Annotated in this window: 19 protein-coding genes; 10 read left to right on the top strand and 9 right to left on the bottom strand. The window is 64.3% G+C overall.

Translation table 11 applies throughout. The annotated features are described in order from the left end of the window. Positions 1-126: 126 nt before the first annotated feature. From Q0X61_RS06560 to Q0X61_RS06545, 4 genes are all read right to left on the bottom strand, one after another. Positions 127-882: a hypothetical protein gene (locus Q0X61_RS06560; protein ID WP_297741523.1), complete on the bottom strand. Its 756-nt coding sequence runs from the start codon at positions 880-882 to the stop codon at positions 127-129. Between the two features lie 390 nt (positions 883-1,272). Beyond that, positions 1,273-2,034 (bottom strand): hypothetical protein, encoded by a 762-nt coding sequence (locus tag Q0X61_RS06555; RefSeq protein ID WP_297741521.1) that lies wholly within the window; start codon positions 2,032-2,034, stop codon positions 1,273-1,275. Between the two features lie 285 nt (positions 2,035-2,319). Further along, positions 2,320-3,318 carry a dTDP-glucose 4,6-dehydratase gene (rfbB, locus tag Q0X61_RS06550; protein ID WP_297741519.1) on the bottom strand — a complete coding sequence of 333 codons (999 nt, stop codon included), beginning with the start codon at positions 3,316-3,318 and terminating at the stop codon, positions 2,320-2,322. A gap of 145 nt (positions 3,319-3,463) precedes the next feature. Further along, positions 3,464-5,026, bottom strand: a complete 1,563-nt coding sequence (locus Q0X61_RS06545) for a CpsD/CapB family tyrosine-protein kinase (protein WP_297741517.1) — start codon at positions 5,024-5,026, stop codon at positions 3,464-3,466. Positions 5,027-5,298: 272 nt separating this feature from the next. On the opposite strand from Q0X61_RS06545, the gene Q0X61_RS06540 reads away from it, so the two are divergent. After that, on the top strand, positions 5,299-6,648 hold the full coding sequence (locus tag Q0X61_RS06540) for a sugar transferase (protein WP_297741515.1): 1,350 nt from the start codon (positions 5,299-5,301) through the stop codon (positions 6,646-6,648). Here Q0X61_RS06540 and Q0X61_RS06535 read toward each other — a convergent pair. Further along, positions 6,642-7,703: a MauE/DoxX family redox-associated membrane protein gene (locus Q0X61_RS06535; protein ID WP_297741513.1), complete on the bottom strand. Its 1,062-nt coding sequence runs from the start codon at positions 7,701-7,703 to the stop codon at positions 6,642-6,644. The two genes, Q0X61_RS06540 and Q0X61_RS06535, sit on opposite strands and share 7 nt — an antisense overlap. A 101-nt stretch (positions 7,704-7,804) precedes the next feature. Between Q0X61_RS06535 and Q0X61_RS06530 the strand changes: the two genes are divergently transcribed. The 7 genes from Q0X61_RS06530 to Q0X61_RS06500 all read left to right on the top strand — a co-directional run bounded on the left by Q0X61_RS06530 (position 7,805) and on the right by Q0X61_RS06500 (position 14,082). Further along, positions 7,805-9,220 carry a bifunctional dTDP-4-dehydrorhamnose 3,5-epimerase family protein/NAD(P)-dependent oxidoreductase gene (locus Q0X61_RS06530; RefSeq protein ID WP_297741511.1) on the top strand — a complete coding sequence of 472 codons (1,416 nt, stop codon included), beginning with the start codon at positions 7,805-7,807 and terminating at the stop codon, positions 9,218-9,220. Then, positions 9,217-10,089: a hypothetical protein gene (locus Q0X61_RS06525; RefSeq protein WP_297741509.1), complete on the top strand. Its 873-nt coding sequence runs from the start codon at positions 9,217-9,219 to the stop codon at positions 10,087-10,089. The genes Q0X61_RS06530 and Q0X61_RS06525 overlap by 4 nt, the downstream gene beginning before the upstream one ends. A gap of 1 nt (position 10,090) precedes the next feature. Then, a complete protein-coding gene (locus tag Q0X61_RS06520) occupies positions 10,091-10,354 on the top strand; it encodes a hypothetical protein (RefSeq protein ID WP_297741507.1) in 264 nt (87 codons plus the stop codon). Next, positions 10,351-11,238, top strand: coding sequence for a nucleotidyltransferase family protein (locus tag Q0X61_RS06515; protein ID WP_297741505.1), 888 nt, complete (start codon positions 10,351-10,353; stop codon positions 11,236-11,238). The genes Q0X61_RS06520 and Q0X61_RS06515 overlap by 4 nt, the downstream gene beginning before the upstream one ends. Continuing rightward, positions 11,235-12,104, top strand: a complete 870-nt coding sequence (locus Q0X61_RS06510; protein ID WP_297741503.1) for a hypothetical protein — start codon at positions 11,235-11,237, stop codon at positions 12,102-12,104. The genes Q0X61_RS06515 and Q0X61_RS06510 overlap by 4 nt, the downstream gene beginning before the upstream one ends. Continuing rightward, entirely contained in the window at positions 12,101-13,144 is a 1,044-nt protein-coding gene (locus Q0X61_RS06505) for an LCP family protein (RefSeq protein WP_297741501.1), read from the top strand. The genes Q0X61_RS06510 and Q0X61_RS06505 overlap by 4 nt, the downstream gene beginning before the upstream one ends. A gap of 395 nt (positions 13,145-13,539) precedes the next feature. Then, a complete protein-coding gene (locus Q0X61_RS06500; RefSeq protein WP_297741499.1) occupies positions 13,540-14,082 on the top strand; it encodes a WhiB family transcriptional regulator in 543 nt (180 codons plus the stop codon). A 219-nt stretch (positions 14,083-14,301) separates the two neighbouring features. Here Q0X61_RS06500 and rfbA read toward each other — a convergent pair whose 3' ends face one another. The 3 genes from rfbA to serS form a co-directional block, all read right to left on the bottom strand. Continuing rightward, complete coding sequence (gene rfbA / locus Q0X61_RS06495; RefSeq protein ID WP_297741497.1) at positions 14,302-15,189, bottom strand: glucose-1-phosphate thymidylyltransferase RfbA; 888 nt, start codon at positions 15,187-15,189, stop codon at positions 14,302-14,304. 204 nt (positions 15,190-15,393) lie between these two features. Beyond that, entirely contained in the window at positions 15,394-16,185 is a 792-nt protein-coding gene (locus Q0X61_RS06490) for an HAD family hydrolase (protein ID WP_297741549.1), read from the bottom strand. Positions 16,186-16,305: 120 nt separating this feature from the next. Next, positions 16,306-17,577, bottom strand: coding sequence for a serine--tRNA ligase (gene serS / locus Q0X61_RS06485; RefSeq protein WP_297741495.1), 1,272 nt, complete (start codon positions 17,575-17,577; stop codon positions 16,306-16,308). 62 nt (positions 17,578-17,639) lie between these two features. Here serS and Q0X61_RS06480 point away from each other — a divergent pair, with 62 nt between their 5' ends. Further along, positions 17,640-19,154 carry a diacylglycerol kinase family protein gene (locus Q0X61_RS06480; protein ID WP_297741493.1) on the top strand — a complete coding sequence of 505 codons (1,515 nt, stop codon included), beginning with the start codon at positions 17,640-17,642 and terminating at the stop codon, positions 19,152-19,154. A gap of 271 nt (positions 19,155-19,425) precedes the next feature. Continuing rightward, positions 19,426-20,475, top strand: a complete 1,050-nt coding sequence (locus Q0X61_RS06475) for a hypothetical protein (protein ID WP_297741491.1) — start codon at positions 19,426-19,428, stop codon at positions 20,473-20,475. Positions 20,476-20,679: 204 nt separating this feature from the next. Here the strand turns inward: Q0X61_RS06475 and pheA are convergent, their stop codons facing one another. Next, complete coding sequence (gene pheA / locus Q0X61_RS06470) at positions 20,680-21,477, bottom strand: prephenate dehydratase (protein ID WP_297741489.1); 798 nt, start codon at positions 21,475-21,477, stop codon at positions 20,680-20,682. Between the last annotated feature and the right edge of the window lies 1 nt (position 21,478).

The following is a 21,478-nucleotide window of genomic DNA, read 5'->3' as shown; positions in this document are numbered from 1 at the left end:
AAAGCGACCGAGCTACGCGGGTGAGCTCGGTCGCTACAATCTCCAGCTGCCTATTGTGCCAGCGCATCCGGAAACGTTATCAGGCGCCCAAGGGTAACACGCTCGGGCCGCCTAGACGCACTAGGTTCAGCAATCACACTTGTTGATGGAGTACTTGATGTTGCTCACGGCGATCTGCTGGTAGTTGTGGCGGCTACCCGTATCCAGGCCCGGGGTAACATCCTTGAAGTGCATGCAGAGCTCGGTGATCGGGCCGACGATGCTAATTGCCGCAGTACCCTTCGTCTCGGTGTACATATCCCAGTCATACTGCTTGGAGAAAAGCGAATTAATGACGTGAGGGCTCTCAACGGTGACACTCGATGAGCCGTTGTTGAGCACTCGAAGATGCTCTTGATTAAACACCGTCGCGTTGACAACGCCGTTCTTGGCAGTCACAGTGACTGAGTCTTGATGCCGGTCACGGGGCCCGGAGTGCTTCGAGTCGATATCATGCAGCAGGAACTCAACGCAGTACGCGGGCTGAGGAAACTTGATCTTCAACAGAGTGCCCTGGGAGGTATCGCCGTTCTGAGCTACCACCGCCAGGTTCTTCACCCAGGGATACTGCCGGAAAATTGCCGGGTACTTGCCCGCATTAAGGATTTCTCCGTCAAGGCTGCCCGCGTAGAAACTATCCTTGGTGATCTGGGTGCCGGGCAGCGGCACACGGGTGGCTTGAACATGCTTTGCGGAGAAATTTCCACCCCATGATTCGGCCTCGTCAATGCAGGCACTCGCCGCGAAGGCGGGAAGTTGGCTGGCTGCCACCACGGCGGGCACCGACCACGCCATTCCTTGGACCACTGTCCGGCGGCGCACCGACTTATCAAACTCAGTCATCTAAGCAAAACTTTCTATTAGGTCTGAAGATCGCTTCGAACGCTAGCACAACTCTTCAGCCCGCTCCAACTTGTGGTTCACTTCTTGAGTACCCGCCCTGGCAAGCGGCTTTGTTGGCTCAGGCAGGCATAATCGCGTGGCTCGTGCGTGCCCCGACACCAGGGAAATCATCGGGTCGGCATCCGCACCCGCCTGAAGCACATTCCCCTTGAAACAGAAGCAACCGGTGCGCAATAGCCACATCGAGTCGGTGGGCAGCGGGCAGAAGAAAGCGACCGAGCCACGTAAGGGGGCTCGGTCGCTACCATCTTCAGTTCACTACTGTTCCAGCAGTGAACTCAGAACCATGTTCGGGTGCCCGAGAGCGACGCGCTCGGACAGCCCTGAGCGCTAGTTAGCGCCGCAGTCACACCGGTTGATGGAGTATTTGATGTTGCTCACAGCCATCTGCTGGTAGTTATGGCGACTGCCGCGATTCAGATACGGGCTCACATTCCGGTACTGAATGGATAGCCCGTTGATGGGGCCAACGATGCTAATTGCCGCCGTGCCATTGGTTGACTTGTACATATCCCATTCATACCGGCTGGAGAGCGACGACAGTTCGTGGGGGCTCTCAACGGTGACGCTCGATGAATCGTTGTTTTTGATCCGAAGATGCTGGGCATTGAATGCTACCGCGTTGACAACGCCGCCGTCAGCCGTCACCGTGACCGAGTCTTGATACAAGTCTCTGGGGCCGGAGCGCTGGGAGTCGATGTCGTGAAGAAGGAACTCAACACAGTACGCGGGCTGAGGGAAGGTGAGCTTCAAGATGCTGCCGTCGGTGGCATCGCCACTCTGCGATATGACCGCAAAGTTATCCACCCACGGGTACTGCCGATAGACCTCCGGGAGACGGTCTGTTCTAATGACATCGCCGTCAAGATTGCCCGCGTAGATCGAATCATTGGTGATCTTGGTGCCAGGCAGCGGGATGCGGGTGGACTGAAGATGCGATGCAGTGAAGTGACCGCCCCATGATTCGGCGTGATCAATGCAGGCGCTCGCTGCGAAGGCGGGAAGGTGGTTGGCTGCCACTACTGCCGGCACCGACCACGCCATTCCCTGAACTACTGTCCGGCGGCGCACCGCCTTGTCAAACTCAGCCATCTGGCAAAGCCCCCTACTATACTAGGTCTGAAGGTCACTTCGTACGCTAGCACAACGCCCCAACGTACTCCAACTTTGTCATTGTCCTTGCAACCTCGCCCCGACAAGCGGCTTTATTCACCCGTCTCCACCTAAGCTTCATCAGTTGCTCGGAGCACAGGCTACTGGGGTGAGCGTGAGGCTGCCTGCACCTGCACAGGCACGCGAAGCGGCGGTTGCCCACGGCGGGCACCAACACCCAGCCGCCAACGTTTAGGCGGTGGCAGCAGCAGCTGCGTCTGCCACCTACTGGCCAGTCTTCGCGTACTTCGCCTCCGTCGCAGCCTTCATAGGCCGCCACCAATCTTCGTTGGCGCGGTACCAGTCGATGGTGGCCGAAAGCCCATCCTCAAAATCCTTGTAGCTCGGTTCCCACCCAAGCTCGGTGCGCAACAGAGTTGCATCGATCGCGTAGCGCAGATCATGGCCGGGGCGGTCATGGACGTGCTCGAACGCATTCTCGTCCTCACCCATCAGCCGCAAAATCATCTGGATCACAGACTTGTTGTTCATCTCCCCATCGGCACCGATCAGGTACGTCTCGCCAATGCGGCCACGTTCGACGATGGCGAGCACAGCCGAGTTGTGGTCGTCGACGTGAATCCAGTCGCGCACGTTGAGCCCGGCCCCATACAACCTGGGGTGCACCCCGTCGATGAGGTTCGTGATCTGGCGTGGAATGAACTTCTCGACGTGCTGCCTCGGCCCGTAGTTGTTGGAGCAGTTGGAGATGGTGGCCCGCACCCCGAACGAGCGCACCCACGCACGCACGAGGTGGTCGGAGCCGGCCTTCGACGCCGAGTACGGGCTCGACGGGCGGTACGGCGTGGTTTCGACGAAGCGCTCCGGGTCGTCGAGTTCCAGATCGCCGTACACCTCGTCGGTGGAGATGTGGTGGTAGCGCACGTCGTGGCGACGCACGGCCTCCAGGAGGTTGAAGGTACCCACCAGGTTGGTGCGGATGAACGGCGACGGGTCTGAAAGCGAGTTGTCGTTGTGAGATTCCGCGGCAAAATGCACGACGACATCCGCCCCGCGCACCACATCCTCGACCACCTCCGGGTCGGCGACATCACCCCGCACCAGCCGCACCCTGCCCTCGGGAAGCCCGGCGAGCGATGCCTCGTTAGCCGCGTAGGTCATGGCGTCGAGCACCACCACCTGATCGTCGGTGTGCTCCATCAGATAACGCACGTAGTTGCTGCCGATGAAACCGGCCCCGCCGGTGACGAGGGTAGTAGACATAAGAGACACTCTTCCGTGTGCTGAGGGACGACGCTGTCAGTCTAGCCGCCCCACTTCGGTATATTCCGAACTCGGCCGGGCGAGGCTGTGATCGTCATATCACCAGATCGTCGCCATACCGAAGACCTCACAAGACGAACCGAGGTCAGCCGTGCCGAGCCCGCGTGGGAGTCGCCTGCGGCTGCGACACTGAGTACGGCTCCACCGAAACCGGGCTCACTGCACTCTCGGGACGTTGCGAGATGGCCTTCTTCTTGCCCCGGCGCTTACCGCCACCTTCGTACGAGGTGTAGTAGCTTGCCCCGTACCCGTAGCCCTTACCGTAACCGTACACAACCTCCCCCATCGTCTTCTTGGTGGCGCCATTGAGCACGGCTCCCAGCAGTTTGCCCTGCACTTGTTCGAGGATCTTCGCCGCAACGTGCACCTGCTCTTTGTACGTCTTACCCACGCGAACCACGAGGAGGGCGCCGTCTGAAGCCGCGGTGAGCACGGCGGCGTCGGTGACTGGCAACAGCGGAGGCGCATCGATGATGACAATGTTGTCAATCTCCAGCGTCTGGATGATGTCGGCCATCACCTGAGAACCTGTGACTTCGCTGGGGTTCGGAGGAATCCGGCCGGCCGTGAGCACCCTCAGGTTGGGCTGAGCTGATTGCTGCAGGGCATCTTCAAGCCTGACGTCGCCCGTGAGCACCTGGGTGAGCCCGAGGTGGCTATCCAAGTGGAAGGCCGCGGCCTGCATGGGGCGCCGAAGGTCGGCGTCGATGAGAACCACCTGATGCCCTGCCTCGGCAAGCACTCTGGCCAGGTTGGCAGCTACCGTCGACTTGCCCTCGCCCGGGTTAGGGGAGGTGATCACGAAGGAGCGAGGGGGATCGTCGAGGCTCGTAAACCGGAGGTTCGTCCGCAGCTTCCTGAGCGCTTCCGACGCCATGCCGGTTTCCGCCTGCAGCGCTTCATTGTTGCGCTGCTTCTTCAGTTCGCCAGTTTGAGGAATGACACCGAGCACGCTGGTCTTGGCGTACTCCTCCACTTCCTTCGAAGTACGAACGCGCGCATCCAGCGTACGGCGCAAGACGGCAACGAGCGCACCGACGACCAACCCCAGCCCGGCCCCAAGCAGCAACCCACGTTGCCAATTGGGAGAGACAGGCGTGGTGGGCAGATTGGCTGGTTCGAAGTTCACGAGCGCCACGCTTGGCTGACCATCTTGCGGGAGGCCATCCAAGCTGCCAACCTCATTGGCCTTCGCAGCGGAGGGCTGGATGGTCTCCATGCGATGGATCACGTTCGCGATAGCCTGCAGCGCCGCGTTGGCCCTCGCCTGCGCCTCCGCTGGGTTCCTGCCGGGGGAGCGCACCTCAAGAATGTTCGAGCCGGCGACGATCTCGGCTGAGATTTTGGCTGGCGTCACGCCTGGCGAGCGCTCCTGCAGCACCTTCGCCATCTCATCCGCCACGGCTTTGGTTTCAATGAGCGGCATGTACTGCTGCACCCGCTGGGCAGCGAAAGTGGTTGTCGCCTGAGCGTCGTAGGCGCTTCCCCCCGAGGGCACCGCAGCGATGAGATACCCGGTGGCACGAGCCTCATACACCACGGGCTGCAGAAAGAGCCATCCTGCTGCCCCAGCGACACCCATCGCGCCTGCTACCAGAATCAGCAACCACTGTTTGCGCAGCAAGCGAACGACGTCAATCACCGTCATCGAAACACACTCCCTAACTTGGCCTCATGCAGAGTCTAAGGTCAGACCTGCGCCTGTTGGAAATGCAAGCCCCTCCTCAGGCGGATTTTAGCGTACCCAGACACCAATTGACACCCCCATTGCGCAGGCCATTACACTGGGCCGCGTAGTTGAGAAGAGCAGTGGGTGCTCAGAAGAGGTCGCCGCAGCGTATGGCTCGAGTTCGCAGACGTAGAAAGCTGTTCGTACCCGCACTGTGGCTGGCACTCGTAGATCTGGTTCTGCTCGTCATCGTGACGTTTACAGCCATCTACCTGCGCCAGGCAGTGCCCGGGTTCAGGAACGAAGGTCGCGACGTCGACCAGCTCGTCGCACCCATTGCAGCCGGCCTCATTCCTGCCTGGCTCGCCCTGTTTGCTCTGGCTGGCACCTACGAGCGCCGATGGCTCGGCTCAGGGCCACAGGAGTTCAAGCGGGTACTCAACATGTCGCTCCTAGTTGCGGCGCTGCTCGGGGTGACTGCCTACCTCTTCGACTACCCGCTCTCCCGCGGCTTCTTCATCTTCCTGTTCTCCATCGGCATCCCGCTACTACTCTTGGGCCGCTGGGTAATGCGCCGGGTACTTCACGTGGCCCTGAGCTCCGGGAAGTTCAACACGCGAGTGCTGGTGGCAGGCGAGCAAAGCCACGTCGACGATCTGCTACGAGTCATCGAGCGCAACCGCTGGCTGGGATACCGCCCTGTAGGGCTCCTCATGCGCAACCATGAGCAAGGCATGGAGGCCCCGGGAGGCTTGCCTGTGCTGGGCACACCACGCGACGCAGTTACCGCCATCGAAGCCTCCCAAGCTGACGCCGTGGTCTTCGCGGAGGGCTCCTTCAGCCGCGCCCACGACTTCAACCGTCTCGCGCGCGCCCTGGAAGACGTGGACGCGCAGACCATCGTCGTGCCGGCCCTCACCGACATCTCCGCTAGCCGCATGACGGTCCGCCCCGTCGCCGGCATCCCGCTGGTGCACGTCGAGCGCCCCACCGCAGCCCGAGCCACCGCTTGGACGAAACGGGTCTTCGACATATTCGGTGCAAGCGTGGCCATCCTCCTGTCTTGGCCCATCATGCTGGCCGTGGCACTGGCCATCAAGCTCGACGACGGCGGCCCCATCTTGTTCCGGCAGGTGCGCGTGGGTACCAAGGGCAAGGAGTTCGAGTGCCTGAAGTTCCGCTCCATGGTGGTCAATGCCGAGGAGCTGAAGGCCGAACTCATGGCGAAGAATGAAGCCGACGGCGCACTGTTCAAGATGGAAGACGACCCGCGCATCACCCGCGTCGGTGGCTTCATCCGCCGCTACAGCCTCGACGAGTTCCCGCAGTTCTTCAACGTTCTCTTCGGCGACATGAGCCTCGTCGGCCCCCGCCCCGCACTACCCAGCGAAGTGCAGACCTACAAGAGCCACGTGCTGCGTCGCCTCGACGTGCGCCCCGGCATCACCGGACTGTGGCAGGTTTCCGGCCGCTCCGACCTCGACTGGGACGAGACCGTTCGACTCGACCTCTACTACGTCGACAACTGGTCCATGCTGCAAGACATCGCCATTCTCCTGCGCACGGTGCGCGTCGTGCTCCTCGGCTCTGGCGCCTACTGATTCTGCGGTTCGTCACCGGCTTGGGGTTGTTCGCCCTCTGGCGGTAGCGCTGCGGCAATCTCGGCGGCTACGTCCTCGATAAACTCCAGAACGCTACTCGTCCCCACCACCGGGCCTCCGGCCAGGAGATCGTCGGTGCCGAGCAGCACGGCTGCCGGGGTTCCGCCTACCTCGAGCGCGGTGCGCAGCATCCGGTGCGGGTCGAACAGGGCGTGCTCGATGGGGGCGATGTCGCCCTTCTCCTCCAGCTCCAGCCCTCGCTCAACCTCCATCGTGTACACCTCGCGCAGCGCCACTGGCCCGAGCTTCTCCCGCATCTGCCCCATCCGTTCGCTGACCGGCTTGCAGGAGCCGCAGCTTGGAGAGGTGAACACCAGCAGCTGCGCCTGCGTCCTCGCCAGCTCCCGCACCGAGTAGGTCACACCCGTGGCGGTGATGACCGCCGCCGGCGGCGTCGGGTGCCGCACGTAGTCGAGCTCCCCGCCGTCTCGTGCTACCTCCGCAACCTCGCCCACGACGGGGCCGGACATGCCCGTCGGGCGTCCCCCAACGACCAGCGTCGCCACCAGCGCCGCCACGCCTGCGCCCAACACCCAGCCCCACACGCTGGGCCCGCCGGTGACTACATAGCCCAAAGGCATGCGTCCAACCGCGACCGCGTAGGCCACACCCACGCCCGCAACGAGGGTGAGCAGCACGTTGCGGGCGAGCGTGCGACGGGTCACCTCACCCATGCCGAGCCGCCCGAAGCAATTGCAATCCACGGGGTAGCCGAAGGTGAGCGCCCGCCCAATGACGACGGTGTAGGCGAGCATCAGCGCTAGTGCCGCCACCGCGACGATCACCCCCGCCACTCCAGGCAGCACGAGCAGCGCCACTGCCAACGCCAACTCTGCCCAGGGCAGCGCGAGCCGGAAGCACGAGCGATCCAGCCAGCGCGGCAGGCGCAGCGCGCTGAACGCGCTCGCGACATCCTCCGGTTGGCGCACCTTTGCGATTCCGCTCACCGCGAGAACAACGGCAACAATGAGGGGTGCGAGCACGAGTGGAGACATGGGACGCATTCTACTGACGCACTCCCTGGCATGCGCAGTGACAATCCTTATCCCAACGGTATACTCCAGGCTGACATGAGGAACTCGAGGGAAGGTACGCAATGACGCAGTTGCGGGTGGAGCGCACCCCCATCGACGGCCTGCTCGTGCTACACCTCCCCGTGCACGGCGATGCTCGCGGCTGGTTCAAGGAAAATTGGCAGCGCGAGAAGATGCTCGCCCTCGGCCTGCCCGACTTCGGCCCGGTGCAGAACAACATGTCGTTCAACGCCCACGCCGGAGCCACCCGCGGCATCCACGCCGAGCCGTGGGACAAGCTCGTCTCCTGCGCCACCGGACGCATCTTCGGCGCCTGGGTGGATCTGCGCGAAGGCGACGGGTTCGGCCGAGTGTTCACCGTCGAGATGGGCCCCGAGACAGCCGTGTTCGTGCCCTACGGGGTGGGCAACTCCTACCAGGCGCTCGAAGACGGAACCGTCTACTCCTACCTCGTCAACGACCACTGGTCTCCCGAGGCGCGCTCAAAATACACCTACCTCAATCTCTTCGACGACACCGTCGCCATCGACTGGCCCATCCCCGCTGAGCAAGCGGAAATCTCCGACGCCGACCGCGCCCATCCGCGGCTGGCCGACGTAACCCCCATGCGCCCCCGAGCGACGGCCCCCCTCGCCTCCCGCGAGGTGCTGATTCTGGGCGCCGACGGGCAGCTCGGCACCGAACTCCAGCGGTTGTTGCCGGAGGCGACGGCGCTTCGCCGTGACGCGCTGAATCTGGAAGATCCGGCCGCGATCGAGGCCTACGACTTCTCGGGCTTCGACGTGGTCATCAACGCCGCCGCCTACACCGCCGTCGACGCCGCCGAGACACCGGAGGGTCACCGTCGGGCGTGGGCCGTCAACGCCACCGCCGTCGCGCGACTGGCCGCGGCTGCCCGCCGCGACGACTTCCTGCTGGTGCATGTCTCCTCCGACTACGTCTTCGACGGATCCGCAGAAGAGCACCCGGAGGACGAGCCGCTCAGTCCACTGGGGGTGTATGGGCAGACGAAGGCCGCCGGCGACCTGGCCGCGATGGGCGCCCCGCGCCACCTCATCGCCCGCACGAGCTGGGTGGTGGGAGAAGGCCCCAACTTCGTCCGCACCATGGCAGACCTGGCCGACCGAGGCGTGTCCCCCACCGTCATCGCCGACGCCACCGGGCGCCTCACTTTCACGTCGACGCTGGCAAGCGCCCTGGTGCATCTTGTCGAGCATGACGTGCAGGGGGTGGTCAACGTCTCCAATCTTGGCCCCGTCACGAGCTGGTACGACATCGCCCGCCGCGTCTTCGAGCTTCGCGGCCGCAACCCTGACGACGTCACGCCCGTCACCCAGGAGGAATACACCGCGGGCAAGGAAAGCGTCGCGCCCCGCCCACTGCACAGCGCTTTCCGCCTCGACCAATTGCGCGCCACGGGCTTCACTCCCGACGATGCCTTCGACGCCCTAGAGCACTACTGCTCGGAGCTGTCATGAGCGCCTCGCTCCTCATCCGCGGCATCGGCGTCCTGGCAGAGCTCATTGTCACCGACGGTGCACTAGGCCCAGAGCAGGACGCGCTGCTGGCCGACGAGCTCCGGCGCGTGTGGGCGCGCTGCCTGGTGAACCCCGTCACGCTACGCCCAGATGAGGCCCCCGAAACCACTGTGCGACTGCAGCTCACCAACGACGCGGAGCCCACTGCGAGCACCCTCGACCAAGCGTTCGCAGCGAACACCCTCGACGAACCCCAGCCCGACGACGAGTACACCGTCGTCGCACACGACATCGAGGCCCTGCTCACCTCCGCCACCCAGACGATCACCCGCGCCCTGCTCGCCCGCCGGATCGGTCGTCGGCTCCTCCTGCACGCCGGGTGCGTCGCGCACCCCGTCACCGGCAAGGCGCTCGCCTTCGCCGCCGCCGGCGGCACGGGGAAGACGACGCTGACGATAGGCCTGTCGAAGCGCTACTCCTACGTCACTGACGAGACGCTCTGCGTCAACGCCGACGGCGACGTCGCCCCCTATCCCAAGCCGCTGTCCGTCGTGGGCGCGGGGCGCTACTACAAGGCCGAGCGCTCCCCCGACGAGCTGGGCCTGGCGAGCATCGGGGCCGAGCCACTCCTCGTCGGGCTGGTGCTGCTGCATCGAGACCCGGAGGCCACCGACGTGACGGTGGAAGACCTGCCGCTGCTCACCGCCATCGAAGAGTTGGTGCCGCAGTCGTCGTCCATCCACCGCTTGCCCGAGCCGCTGCACGCCGTCGCGAACGTCATTGACCTCGTCGACGGCGTCCAGCGCTGGACATATTCCGAGTGGGAGACGCTGGAGCCACTCGTCGAAGCACGATTGGGGACGGTCTGACGTGCGTTACCAAACGAATGGGGAGCTTCTGGACGTGCTCGAGGAGGGCACCGACGCGCTCATGCTCGTCGACGACCGCCTCGTGCGCGGCAGCGTGGTGACCGTCGACATCCTGTGGTTGTGCAGCACCCCGCGCACCATCGACGAGCTTGCCGCCCACTGCTTGGAGGCGTTCGGAGCACCCCCGGGAAGGACGATAGAGGAGGCCACGCTCGCTGCTGTGCGCTCCCTGATCGACGTGAAGGCGCTGCGGGAGGTGCCGTGATCCCGACGCCCGAGCGGCTGCAGCTCACGCATGCGGCCATCCAGTTCGTGTGCGAGGTAGAGGGCGCGCGAGCCCTGCACATCAAGGGGCCTGCGTTGCACACCGAGCTGCTGCAACTTGAAGACGGACAGCCTGTGGCCCGCTCCTCCACCGACGCCGACGTGCTCGTCGAGCCGCGCCGGGCACGTCGCGTGATGCAAAGCCTGATGAAGCAGGGCTGGCGGCGTGTGGCGTCGTTCGAGACGGGCTCCCCGTTCGGGCACGCGGCCTGCGTGTGGCATGACAAGCTCGGCTACGCCGACATCCACCGCTCCTTTCCGGGCATCGGGTTGCGCCCCAACGACGCCTTCGACCGCTTCTGGCACGATCGCACCGCAATCCAGCTCGGGCACCGCATCTGCTACGTGCCGAGCCTGGAGCACCAGCGGCTCGTCCTGCTGCTGCACGCGGCCCGGAGCGGAGACCCGGGGGTAGCCGACGTCGAGGCCGCCTGGCACCGCCCCGACGACGAGGTGCGCTCCCGCACCCGCCAGGTGGCGCGCGAATTCGACGCCGAACTGCCCCTCGCGGCGGCCATCGGCGAACTTGAACAGTACCGCGATGACCGCCACTACGAGCTCTGGAAGCAGTTCTCGAGCGGTGACCACGTCGTGCGCTCCGCCGAATGGCGCGCCCGCCTCAAAGCCGCCCGCGGCCCCGTTGACGCAGCGAAACTCGTCGTGCGCTCCGTGCTGGTCAACACCGACCGCCTTGCCATGGACCTTGGACGACGCCCCACCCCTACCGAGGTGTGGAAGGCGTGGCTGCGGCGGATGCATCGCGCCGTCGACGAGAATGTCACCCACCACGACACTTTCCATCCGGAGCAGGAGGATCCCCGATGAGCAGCTACCGCGTACACCCGGACACCGCCTGGGTTCACGATCCAAAAACCGACACGATCCACGTGATGTCACTGCCCGCAGGCGAGCCTATGATGATCGGTGGCACTGGCTGCGTGATCTACCTCGACGTGGTGGCCGGGCTCGACCCGGTGGCCGAGGCCCTCAACCGCTGGGATGCACCCGAAGACGAGGTCCGCACCGGCACCGTGCAGTTTCTGCAGGCCCTCGTCGAGGCCGGTGTTCTGATGACCGATAAAACCCCCGCCGCCAAGGTGGAGCGGAAGGCTGTCGTCGAGGAGACACCAGAGGAAGCGCAACAGGTCGAGGCCTTGCGTGAATTGAGGCTGTTGTTTGTCTGCACGGCGAACATCTGCCGATCTGCCTATGCCGACCGTCGCATGCGTCACCTCGGGCTGCCCGGGATCGTTGTCAATTCCGCCGGCACGCAGGCGCTCGTCGGGCAGCCCGTCGACCCACCGATGGCGCGACACCTCACCGATCCCAATGACGGTTCAAACCACAGCGCGAAGCAGATCACCCGTGACCTCGTCGAGGGAGCGAACCTCATCATCGCGATGAGCGAACGGCACCGCAACTACATCCTTGAGGAATGGCCGCAGGCGGCGATGAAGACGTTCCTGATTGGGCATATGGCCCGGGAGTTGCAGCACCTGCCAGACTCTGCCCGCCCCGAGGACGTGGCCCCCTACCTGTGGGCGCATCGCACCGTCGAGCGCGGCGACTCCGTGCACGATCCCTACGGGCGCGGTGATTCTGTGGCCGAGGAGACTGCGCGTATCATTGACTCGCATCTCGACGTGATCGCCAAGGTGCTCGGAAGAACCATGATGGGAGCGCTGCAATGAGCGACAGTGTCTTGGACGACGACGGTCTGCGGGAAACGGACGACAACACGCCGCGTCGCGCCGCGGGGCGCAAGAAGAATCGTCGCGCACTCACCATCACGCTCGCACTGTTGGGTGTGGTGCTGCTGCTGGCGATCGGGGTATTGGCCTGGTACGGCAAGGCGCTGAACGATGCGCTCAACTCGATCAACCGCTCGAAGGACCTCCTGCCGCCCAGCGAGACGTGGTCTCCGCCATCCGGCAAGGCCGCCAAGCCGGGCGAAGACAACGCGCCGGTCAACATTCTCATCATCGGCTCCGACTCCCGCGGTGCCGACCGTGGCCGTTCCGACGCGCTGATCCTCGCGCATATTTCAGGTGATCGCAAGAGTGTCCACCTCATCTCTATCCCGCGTGACTACTGGGTCAACATTCCAGGTAAGAGGGTGGCCAAAATCAATGCCGCCTACTCGTGGGGTGGCGCTCCGCTGGCTGTGCAGACGGTGCAGCAATTGCTTGGCATCCACATCGACCATGTGGCGATCACAGACTTCGAGGGGTTTAAGAAAGCGATCGACGCCGTCGGCGGTGTGACAGTCTACAACAAGCAGGCTTCCTCGTGGGGCGGGCACTCGTGGCCCAAGGGTGAGGTGACGCTCGCCACCGGCGAGGACGCGCGCTGGTACGTCGGGCAGCGCTACAAGCTGGCAAACGGCGAGTTCGACCGCCAGGAGCGTCAGCGGGACGTGACACTGGCAGTGTTCGACAAGCTCACCTCGCGTGGGGTGCTGGCCGACCCGATCAAGTTCCGCGAGGCCGTCACCGCGATTGGGCCGAGTTTCACCGTCGACGATGCCCTCACCAACGACCGGATTACCAAGCTCGCGATGAGTCTTGGTTTCGAGGGCTCGTCGAATATCCGCTCCTACAGCGCGCCGTGGGCGGGCTTCGGCAGGTCGGTGGACAGGCAGTCGTACGTCAGAGTCGATGAAGAACGCCTGTCTCAACTCGGGCAGGCCCTGCGTGATGACGAGATGGAGAAGTACTACTCAAAGAAGTAGTTTTTTGGCAGAACGCCACTCTCACCGGATAGTGACCCTCTCGTTGGCTAGCGTTTGCGTTGAGGGTTCTCGTCAGGCAACTACTCATAGGTGCCAGCGAATGGTCGGAATGACCCGACTGAGTACTAGTGTCGCTGCATTGAATGGTGAACGACTGCTTTTCAGCGGTCGGATGATTGGGTGCGAAACCCCTTGTCAGACGATGGTCCCTGATGGATGGTGCCCATTTCGCAAGATGAACTCCTGAGTACCTATACCCAGCACCTACCGAACCTCGTACTCAACCAAAACCCGTAGTGACGCCCACATGATTCGAGGTTTGGCTCCTCGTTTTCCTGTCATCATCGAAGTGTGAGGCCGTCGGGCTACCCCGGCGGAGAGATGAGGAGAACGCCATGACCGACCAGCTTGCGCCCTGCGTGAACGCTTCCAATGTCTTCCTGCACCCGCTTCTGGAAGAGGGAGCCACTCCCAGCACGCGCGTCGAGCGTCGGGAACAGGCCATGCTTCGCAGCCAGGCTGCGCGCCTGTGCGCAAACTGCCCGATGCTCGCGCAGTGCCTCTCCGACGCGGTGGTGAAGCACGAGGTCACCGGCTTCGTCGCCGGCACCACGAAGCGTCAGCGTCAGGAGATCCGTGCCCGTCTCGGCGTCCAGATCAGCAACGAGAACATCGACATCTACGCCGGCGTCAACTCGGGCCGCCAGTTTGATCGCCACGAAATCCACCGCCTGCGTCAGGCCAACCCTGACGAGCCGCTCAGCGTCATCGCGCAGAAGATCGGCTGCTCCGTCTCGACTGTGAAGCGTCACCTCCGACGGATCGAGCTCGAAAACACCGTTCCGGAGGAGCCGGTAGCCCCCGTCCTGCCCAGCCCAGAGCAGGTGCTCGCCACCGCGAAGGCGCTGCGCGCCACCAGCCAACGCGTCGCCGCCTGATTATCCATCCCACTTCGTTCAGTGGCGGGTTCCCCCAGCAGGGCACCCGCCACTGCTGTATTCACACCCCTCATCGATTGCCTTCTACAGATGCAACCGTTGCGACCCGCAGCCACGTCATCCGTCACCTCATTGCACGCGCCGGCCACGTCGTCGTCGCAGTGGGACCCCGCTCGTGAGTTGCCGCGCGTGCTGATGGTGTGGAGTTGGTGGGTTGCCTTATGAGTTGGCTGGCTTGTTGGTGTTGTCGGCCAGGAGATCGAGGAGATAGTTGCCGTAGCCGGATTTCGCGAGTTGTTGTGCGCGTTGAGCAAGGTCGTCGTCAGAGAGGAAACCCATGCGCCAAGCTACTTCCTCTGGGCAGCCTACTTGTAGCCCTTGGCGGGCCTGGAGAGTGCGCACGAAGTCGTTGGCGTCATTGAGGGAATCGAAGGTGCCGGTATCGAGCCAGGCCGTGCCGCGAGAGAGGATCTCGACGCGCAACTGCCCCTTATCGAGGTAGTGGCGGTTGATGTCGGTGATCTCATACTCTCCACGCGCTGACGGTTCGAGCCCGCGCGCGATCCCGACCACCTGGTTGTCGTAGAAGTACAGGCCGGGCACGGCGTAGTGCGACTTCGGCTGGGCAGGTTTCTCCTCGATGGAGGTGACCACACCATTGTTATCGAACTCAACAACCCCGTACGCCTCCGGGTTGGCGACGCGGTAGCCGAACACCGTCGCGCCCTCACGTTCGCCCAGCGAACGCAACATCCGCCCAAGACCAGGGCCGGCGAAAATGTTGTCGCCCAGGACAAGGGTGACATGGTCGCTGCCGATGAAGTCCGCGCCGATCGTGAACGCCTGCGCCAACCCCTTCGGCTCAGGCTGCTGCGCATACGTGATGCTGATTCCAAACTGCGACCCGTCCCCCAGCAGACGTTCAAACTGCGGCGCATCAAACGGGGTAGTGATCACCATCACATCTCGAATGCCCGACGCGAGCAGCGTCGAGAGTGGGTAGTAGATCATCGGCTTGTCGTAGACAGGCACGAGCTGCTTAGAAATGGCCTTGGTGATCGGGTGGAGGCGTGTGCCGGAGCCGCCCGCGAGAATAATTCCGCGCATGCCCCGATCCTAACCCCACACCTCCAACCACCCGTTGGCTACAACCGGAAAACTTCAAAATCCGTACGCAGATGAAGCTAAGGCCCCGAAAAAGGGCCCTTCAGTTAATCTGCGTACGGATTTTGAAGTTTCTGGCTCGGAGCCGTCATGGTGCCGGAGGCCGCCGCGTGTTCGGCTGTCGTCAGCGCGCGGACGCGGGCCACGTTAACGCTGCCGACGGCGCGCGGCGGGGCCGCCGAACCAGCGGTCGAGCTCTGCGACGGTGCCGAGTTCCGCGAAACCAGCGGTGACCGCGTCGGCGGCGGCCCGAACCTCGTCGGGAGCCTCCCCCATCGCAACGCCACGGCCTGCCCATTGGAGCATCTCGATGTCGTTGTAGCCGTCGCCGAGCGCGAGCACATCGCGCGCCTCGACGCCCATCTCGTCGCACACGCGCTGCAGCGCGGTGGCTTTGTGAATACCCTTGGGCGCGATGTCGAGCCAGGCAGACCACCCGACGAAGTACGACACGTCGTGCATGCCCAGCTCCGAGATGAGTTCGCCGAAGATGTTGTCGCCATCGGCCTCGGGCTGGCGAATGATGAGGCGCGACACCGGCTTCGACATGAGTTCGTCGATCCCGACGATGTGCACTTCCCCCTCTATTTCGCCTGCCGGGAAGGGCTGCGACGCGTACCGCACGAGGTTGCGTTCCACGCAGATGCGGGCGTTGGGGAGCAGTTCGGAGACGCGCCGGATGGTCTCTGCCGGGTCGAAGAGCACCTCATGCACCAGCTCGAACGGCGGATTGCGCACGAGCACGGCGCCGTTCGAGGAGACGGCCCAGCCGGGAGGCAAACCGAGCATGTCGAAAATAGGGTGCGTTGCGAGCCAGCCACGTCCGGTGGCGAGCACCACCGGCACCTGCTCCGCGACGCGGTTCACCGCCGCGTGCACCTCGTCGGGCATATTGCCGGCCGAGTCGACGAGCGTGCCGTCGATGTCGAGCGCCACCATCTTGGGCGTGAAGGTCATCGTTGCCTTCTCCTCTCAGGAATCCTTCGATCCACCATGCCAGCGGGCGGCAAACGTCGCCTGCTACAAACTTGAACGCACGGTAAACACCCTAGTGAGGAGCTACTTCGTGGTGGGGACGAGAGCCTCCATGCCGCCGAGGAAGGGGCGGAGCGCCTCCGGCACGCGCACCGACCCGTCGGCTTGCTGGTGGTTCTCGAGCAGCATGATGATGATACGGGTCATGGCGCACAGGGTGCCGTTCAACGTCGCGATGGGTTTCACGCCGTCGTCGAATCGTCCGCGGATGCCGAGGCGGCGGGCCTGGAAGTCGGTGCAGTTCGATGTCGACGTCACCTCGCGGTACCGCTGCTGCGTGGGTAGCCAGGCGTAGCAGTCGAATTTGCGGGCGGCGGAGAGGCCGAGGTCGCCGGAGGCCACGTCGAGCACCTGGTAGGGAATCTCGAGCAGCTCCAGGAATTCGCGCTCCCAGCCAAGCAGCTTCTGGTGCCATGCTTCGGCGTCGGCCGGGTCGCAGTGGACGAACATCTCCACTTTGTCGAACCAGTGGACGCGGAAAATGCCGCGCGTGTCTTTGCCGTAGGAGCCGGCCTCGCGGCGGAAGCACGGCGAGTAGGCGGCGTACTGCTTGGGCAGGTCGTCGAGGATTTCGCCCGAGTGGTAGGCGGCCAGCGCCACCTCGGAGGTGCCAACCAGGTACATGTCGTCGCGCTCGAGGTGGTAGACGTCGTCGGCGGCCTGGCCGAGGAAACCGGTGCCGTCCATTGCCGACGGCTTCACCAGCGCGGGCGGGAGCATGGGCGTGAAGCCCCATTCAAGGGCTTTGCTCATGGCGAGGTTGAGCAGCGCCAGCTCGAGCTGTGCGCCCACGCCGGTGAGCACGTAGAACCGCGAGCCGGAGATTTTGGTGCCGCGCTCCATGTCGATGGCGCCGAGCGCCTCGCCGAGCTCCAGGTGGTCTTTGGGCTCGAAGCCTTCGGCGGCGAAGTCTCGAGGTGTGCCGACGGTGTCGAGCACTTCGCCGTCGTCCTCACCGCCGCGAGGGACTCCGTCGAGGACGATGTTGCCGACGCTCTTGATGAGCTCGGTGAAGCGCTCCTCGGCCTCGCTCACCGCGCCCTCGGCGGTTTTCACATCGGCGGCGAGCTGCTTGACGCTCGCCAGCAGCGCGGCCTTCTCGTCGCCCTTTGCCTTGGCGACGTCTTTGCCAGCGGCCTTTTGCTGCGCGCGAAGCTCCTCAAAGCGGGCAATCGACGTGCGGCGCGCGTCGTCAGCTGCCACCAGCTCGTCCACGAGTTCGACGGACTCGCCGCGGGCTTCCTGCGAGCGGCGAATGCGGTCGGGGTCTGAGCGGAGCAGCTTGGGATCAATCATGAGCCCACCCTACTTGCAATCGAGCTCCCGCGCCGAGCGCCAGCCTTCGGTACGCTGTGCCCATGCGGCAACTTCGACGAAGCGGTTTCACGCTCGCGTCCGCCACCTTGCTGGCGCTCGCCTTCGCGTTGTGGACTGCATGGCTGCCCGGGGCCGTCGACGGGTGGTGGCGGGTGGCTCCGCCGGTGCCGACGTCGAACCTGGGCCAGGTGCTCACCATTGTGGCGGGCGTGACTGCGTGGCCGGTGCTGCTCGTCATCACGGCGGGGGTGGCGTGGTGGATGTCCAGGCGCCGGTTTTACACCGCCTCGGGTGCGGTGCTGCTGGCGTTCGTGTTGACGCTGAGCCTCACCACCTTGATGCGCCACAGCGTCGGCAGGGCGCGCCCGTCGTCGCCGTTCGCGGGGGCCATCACGCAGCAGGGGTTCGGGTACCCGTCGGTGCACGTGGCGATGTGGACGGCGGGCGCCGTCATGGTGGTGACGTTGCACTCGACGATGCGCCGACGGCTGTGGCCGGGCGTGGTTGCGGGTGCGGCTGCGGTGCTTGTCGTCGCGGTGGATCGGCTGTGGATGGGCGCGCATCAGGTGACCGACGTTGTGGGCGGCGCATTGCTGGGTGGGTTCGCGGCGAGCCTCGCCAATCTCCTGGCCGACGTGCATGTGGTGCGCAGGTCGATGCGTGGCGACGATCTGGCCGCGGCGGTCATTTACAACCCCGTCAAGATCGTCGGGCTCGAAACCTTCCGCGGGCTCGTGCAACAGACCCTCGAAGACTACGGCTACGAGCGCGTCGTGTGGCTGCCCACCGAGGCCGACGACCCGGGCGTTGCCATGGCGCGTCGGGCGCTCGACGCCGATGTCGACGTGGTGCTCGTCGCGGGCGGCGACGGTACAGTGCGCGTGGTGTTGGGAGAGTTCGCCGACACCGGGCAGAAGGTGGCCATCCTCCCGTCGGGCACCGGCAATCTGCTGGCGAAGAACCTGGGCATCCCGCTCGATGTGGAGCAGGCCCTGCGGCTGGGGCTGGAGAAGCCCGCCACCGCGATTGATCTCATCGAGGTGCAACTGCCCGACGGTGTGCAGTTCGCCGCGGTGCTCGCCGGCGTGGGTATCGACGCGAACATCATGAACGACACCGACGAAGACCTCAAGAAGGCCGTCGGGGTGGTGGCGTACGTGTTGGCCGGCGCTCGACACCTCGATGCCAAACCGATGCGCGTGCGGCTCACCGTCGATGAGCAGCCGCCGGTGGAGGTGGATGCGTCGCTGGTGTCGGTCGGCAACGTCGGCGAGCTTGAGAAGGGTGTGTCGCTGATGCCTGAGGCGAGCGCCCGCGACGGCGTGCTCGACGTGCTCGTAGCCACGCCCAGTACGCGGCTCGACATGGCGCAGATGATCAGCGATGTGCTGTTCGAGGCCGGCGACGGGCCCAACATCGCGCGCTACACCGGCAGCCGGCTGCGCCTCGAGGTGCCCGAGGGCGGGGCGTGCCAGATCGACGGCGACGTCGTCGGAGACGTCACCGACGTCACGTTCCAGGTGCGCCCCGAGGCCGTGCAACTGGCGCTGCCGTAGGTGGCGATCCACCCCAGCCGATGGTTGAGTAGCGGGCGCCGCCCGCGTATCGAAACCACGCTGGAAGAGCGCATTATTGATAAGGAATGAGGGATTCCACCGAAAACGGTGGAATCCCTCATTCCTTATGCGACTGGTGGCCGGGGGCCGCCTATCGATTACGGGTGGCTCTGGCAAAATGAAAAGGGAGCGTGCCAAGATTCAAATCCCCACACACTGGCAGACACTTCGTCGACAACCTCACGTATGAGGCGTTCAAGGAGAGGTACCTATGAGCATTCCACGACGCGCGGCGATTGTCGTCCCTCTCATCGGCGCGGTCTCGGGCTGCTCCCCATCGCCTACGCCCACACCGTCACCGGCCCCGACTGCGTCCGGCTCACCTGCGACGGAGTGCGTCACGCTGGATAGCTACTCCTTCGATTGGGTCGGCGATCCGTGCTCGCCTGGTAGCTCCCCGGTCAGTGACGACCAGAACATGGCTCGCATTGATTGGCACGGCCCACTGCGCATGTCCCCTCGCGGCGCGGTCGCGTGGTACCACGGCGGGTTGGTCGAATGGGATGAGCGCGGTCACCCCTCCCACTTGCTCGCGGTCCGAACCGCTTCGACGACGGCCTATGCAGTGCTGGGCAAGGACATTGTGGTGCCACTGTGCGACGGTCGCATCCAGCGCTGGACCGACGGTTGCCCCGGCGAGGTACTGGCTGGGCACGGCGGTGCGCACGTCGTCGCTATGGCGACTATCGATGAGTCACACTTTGCGACGCTCGGCGACGATCAACAGCTGGCCCTGTGGGACGTTGCACAACGTCAACCGGTTGCCACCGCGAACATCTCGGCCAAGAACCTCGTCCGGCTCGAACTGAGTGACGGAGTGCTGTGGGCTTCAACGCCTACCGCGTGCTTTGGCTACGACGCTCGGCAACTGACCGAGGCGGGCACCGTCGCAGATCTCCCATCCTCACCATATGGGTGGGCGCCAGCGCCTGGACGCCGATTCGTCGGGCATGCGGATGCACTGATCGTTGCCCAGATAGGAAAAGGCGTGGTCGCTCGCCACGACACCAACCGCACCAAGATGTACGCTGCCGCTTCGCCTGATGGTTACATCGGGGCGATCGGTCAAGGCCGGCTCTTTACCGGCAACATCGATGGGCCCGTCACCCGATCAGAATATGTCGATGCGCCACACCATCCGGCGGGCTTGGCATTCTCCAAGGAGGGCAACGTGCATCTCTTAGATCACCTGCGCGGCGGGGGCAAGCTCAATCCAGCTGCCAACCGTCTCGAATACTCTTATGCGTCACCACGACGCTAAACAGTGGAGTGAGCGGGATCAGGGAAACCCCGACCCGGTGGTTGTGTAGGCGGCCACCCCACCCCCGATGGTTGAGTAGCGGACGAAGGCCGCGTATCGAAACCCGGTTGGAAGAGCGCTTCGTTGATAAGGAATGAGGGATTCCACCGAAAACGGTGGAATCCCTCATTCCTTATGCGAGGGGGGCGGTGAAGGCGCAGCCCATCACCGCCCAGGAGACACGGACCCGAGCCAGCGCTCAGCCTCGGTGAACGACTCGTCGGAGAAACGGTCGTCCAGTTTCGGGGCGCGCCCGTCGGCGCGCGGGTAGGAGCCGAGGAAATACAGGCGCGGACAGATCCGCGCGAGTCCTTCAAGAGTCTCAGCGACGCGCTGGTCAGCGATGTGGCCTTCGGCGTCGATGGAAAAACAGTATGAGCCGAGTGAGGTCTTCGTCGGACGCGACTCGATGCGGGTGAGGTTTACACCCCGCACCTTGAATTGCTCCAGAATCTCCAGCAGCGCACCGGAGCGGTCCTCGTCCATGAATGCAACGAGGGTGGTCTTGTCAGCGCCGGTGCGCATGGGCACCTCGCCTGCCTGACATACCTCGACGAAGCGCGTCACGGCTCCGGAGTTGTCCTCGATCTGCCACGCCAATTCCTGCAGTCCGTACAGCTGCCCGGCCACGCGCGCACACACCGCTGCGTCGTGCCGCGAATCCTCTCTGGCTACCTCTTTCGCCGCGCCCGCCGTCGAACCCGCCTCGGTGACCGTCGCGTCACGCAACCCCGACAGGAATCGACGACACTGCGCCGCCGCATGCCCGTGCGTGAGCACGTGCCGCACGTCGGCGAGCGTCGTGCCCGGACGCACGTACAGCCCAAACGACACCGGCACCAAGATCTCTCGACGAATCATGAGCGGCGAACCGTTGATGAGCTCATCCAGCGTGGCCGACACCCCGCCCTCCACGGAGTTCTCGATAGGAACCACCGCCGCCTCGATCTCCCCCGAGCGCACC

This window comes from uncultured Tessaracoccus sp. (genome assembly GCF_947255005.1).
GTDB lineage: Bacteria > Actinomycetota > Actinomycetes > Propionibacteriales > Propionibacteriaceae > Arachnia.
This window is presented reverse-complemented; position numbering and strand designations above follow the sequence as displayed.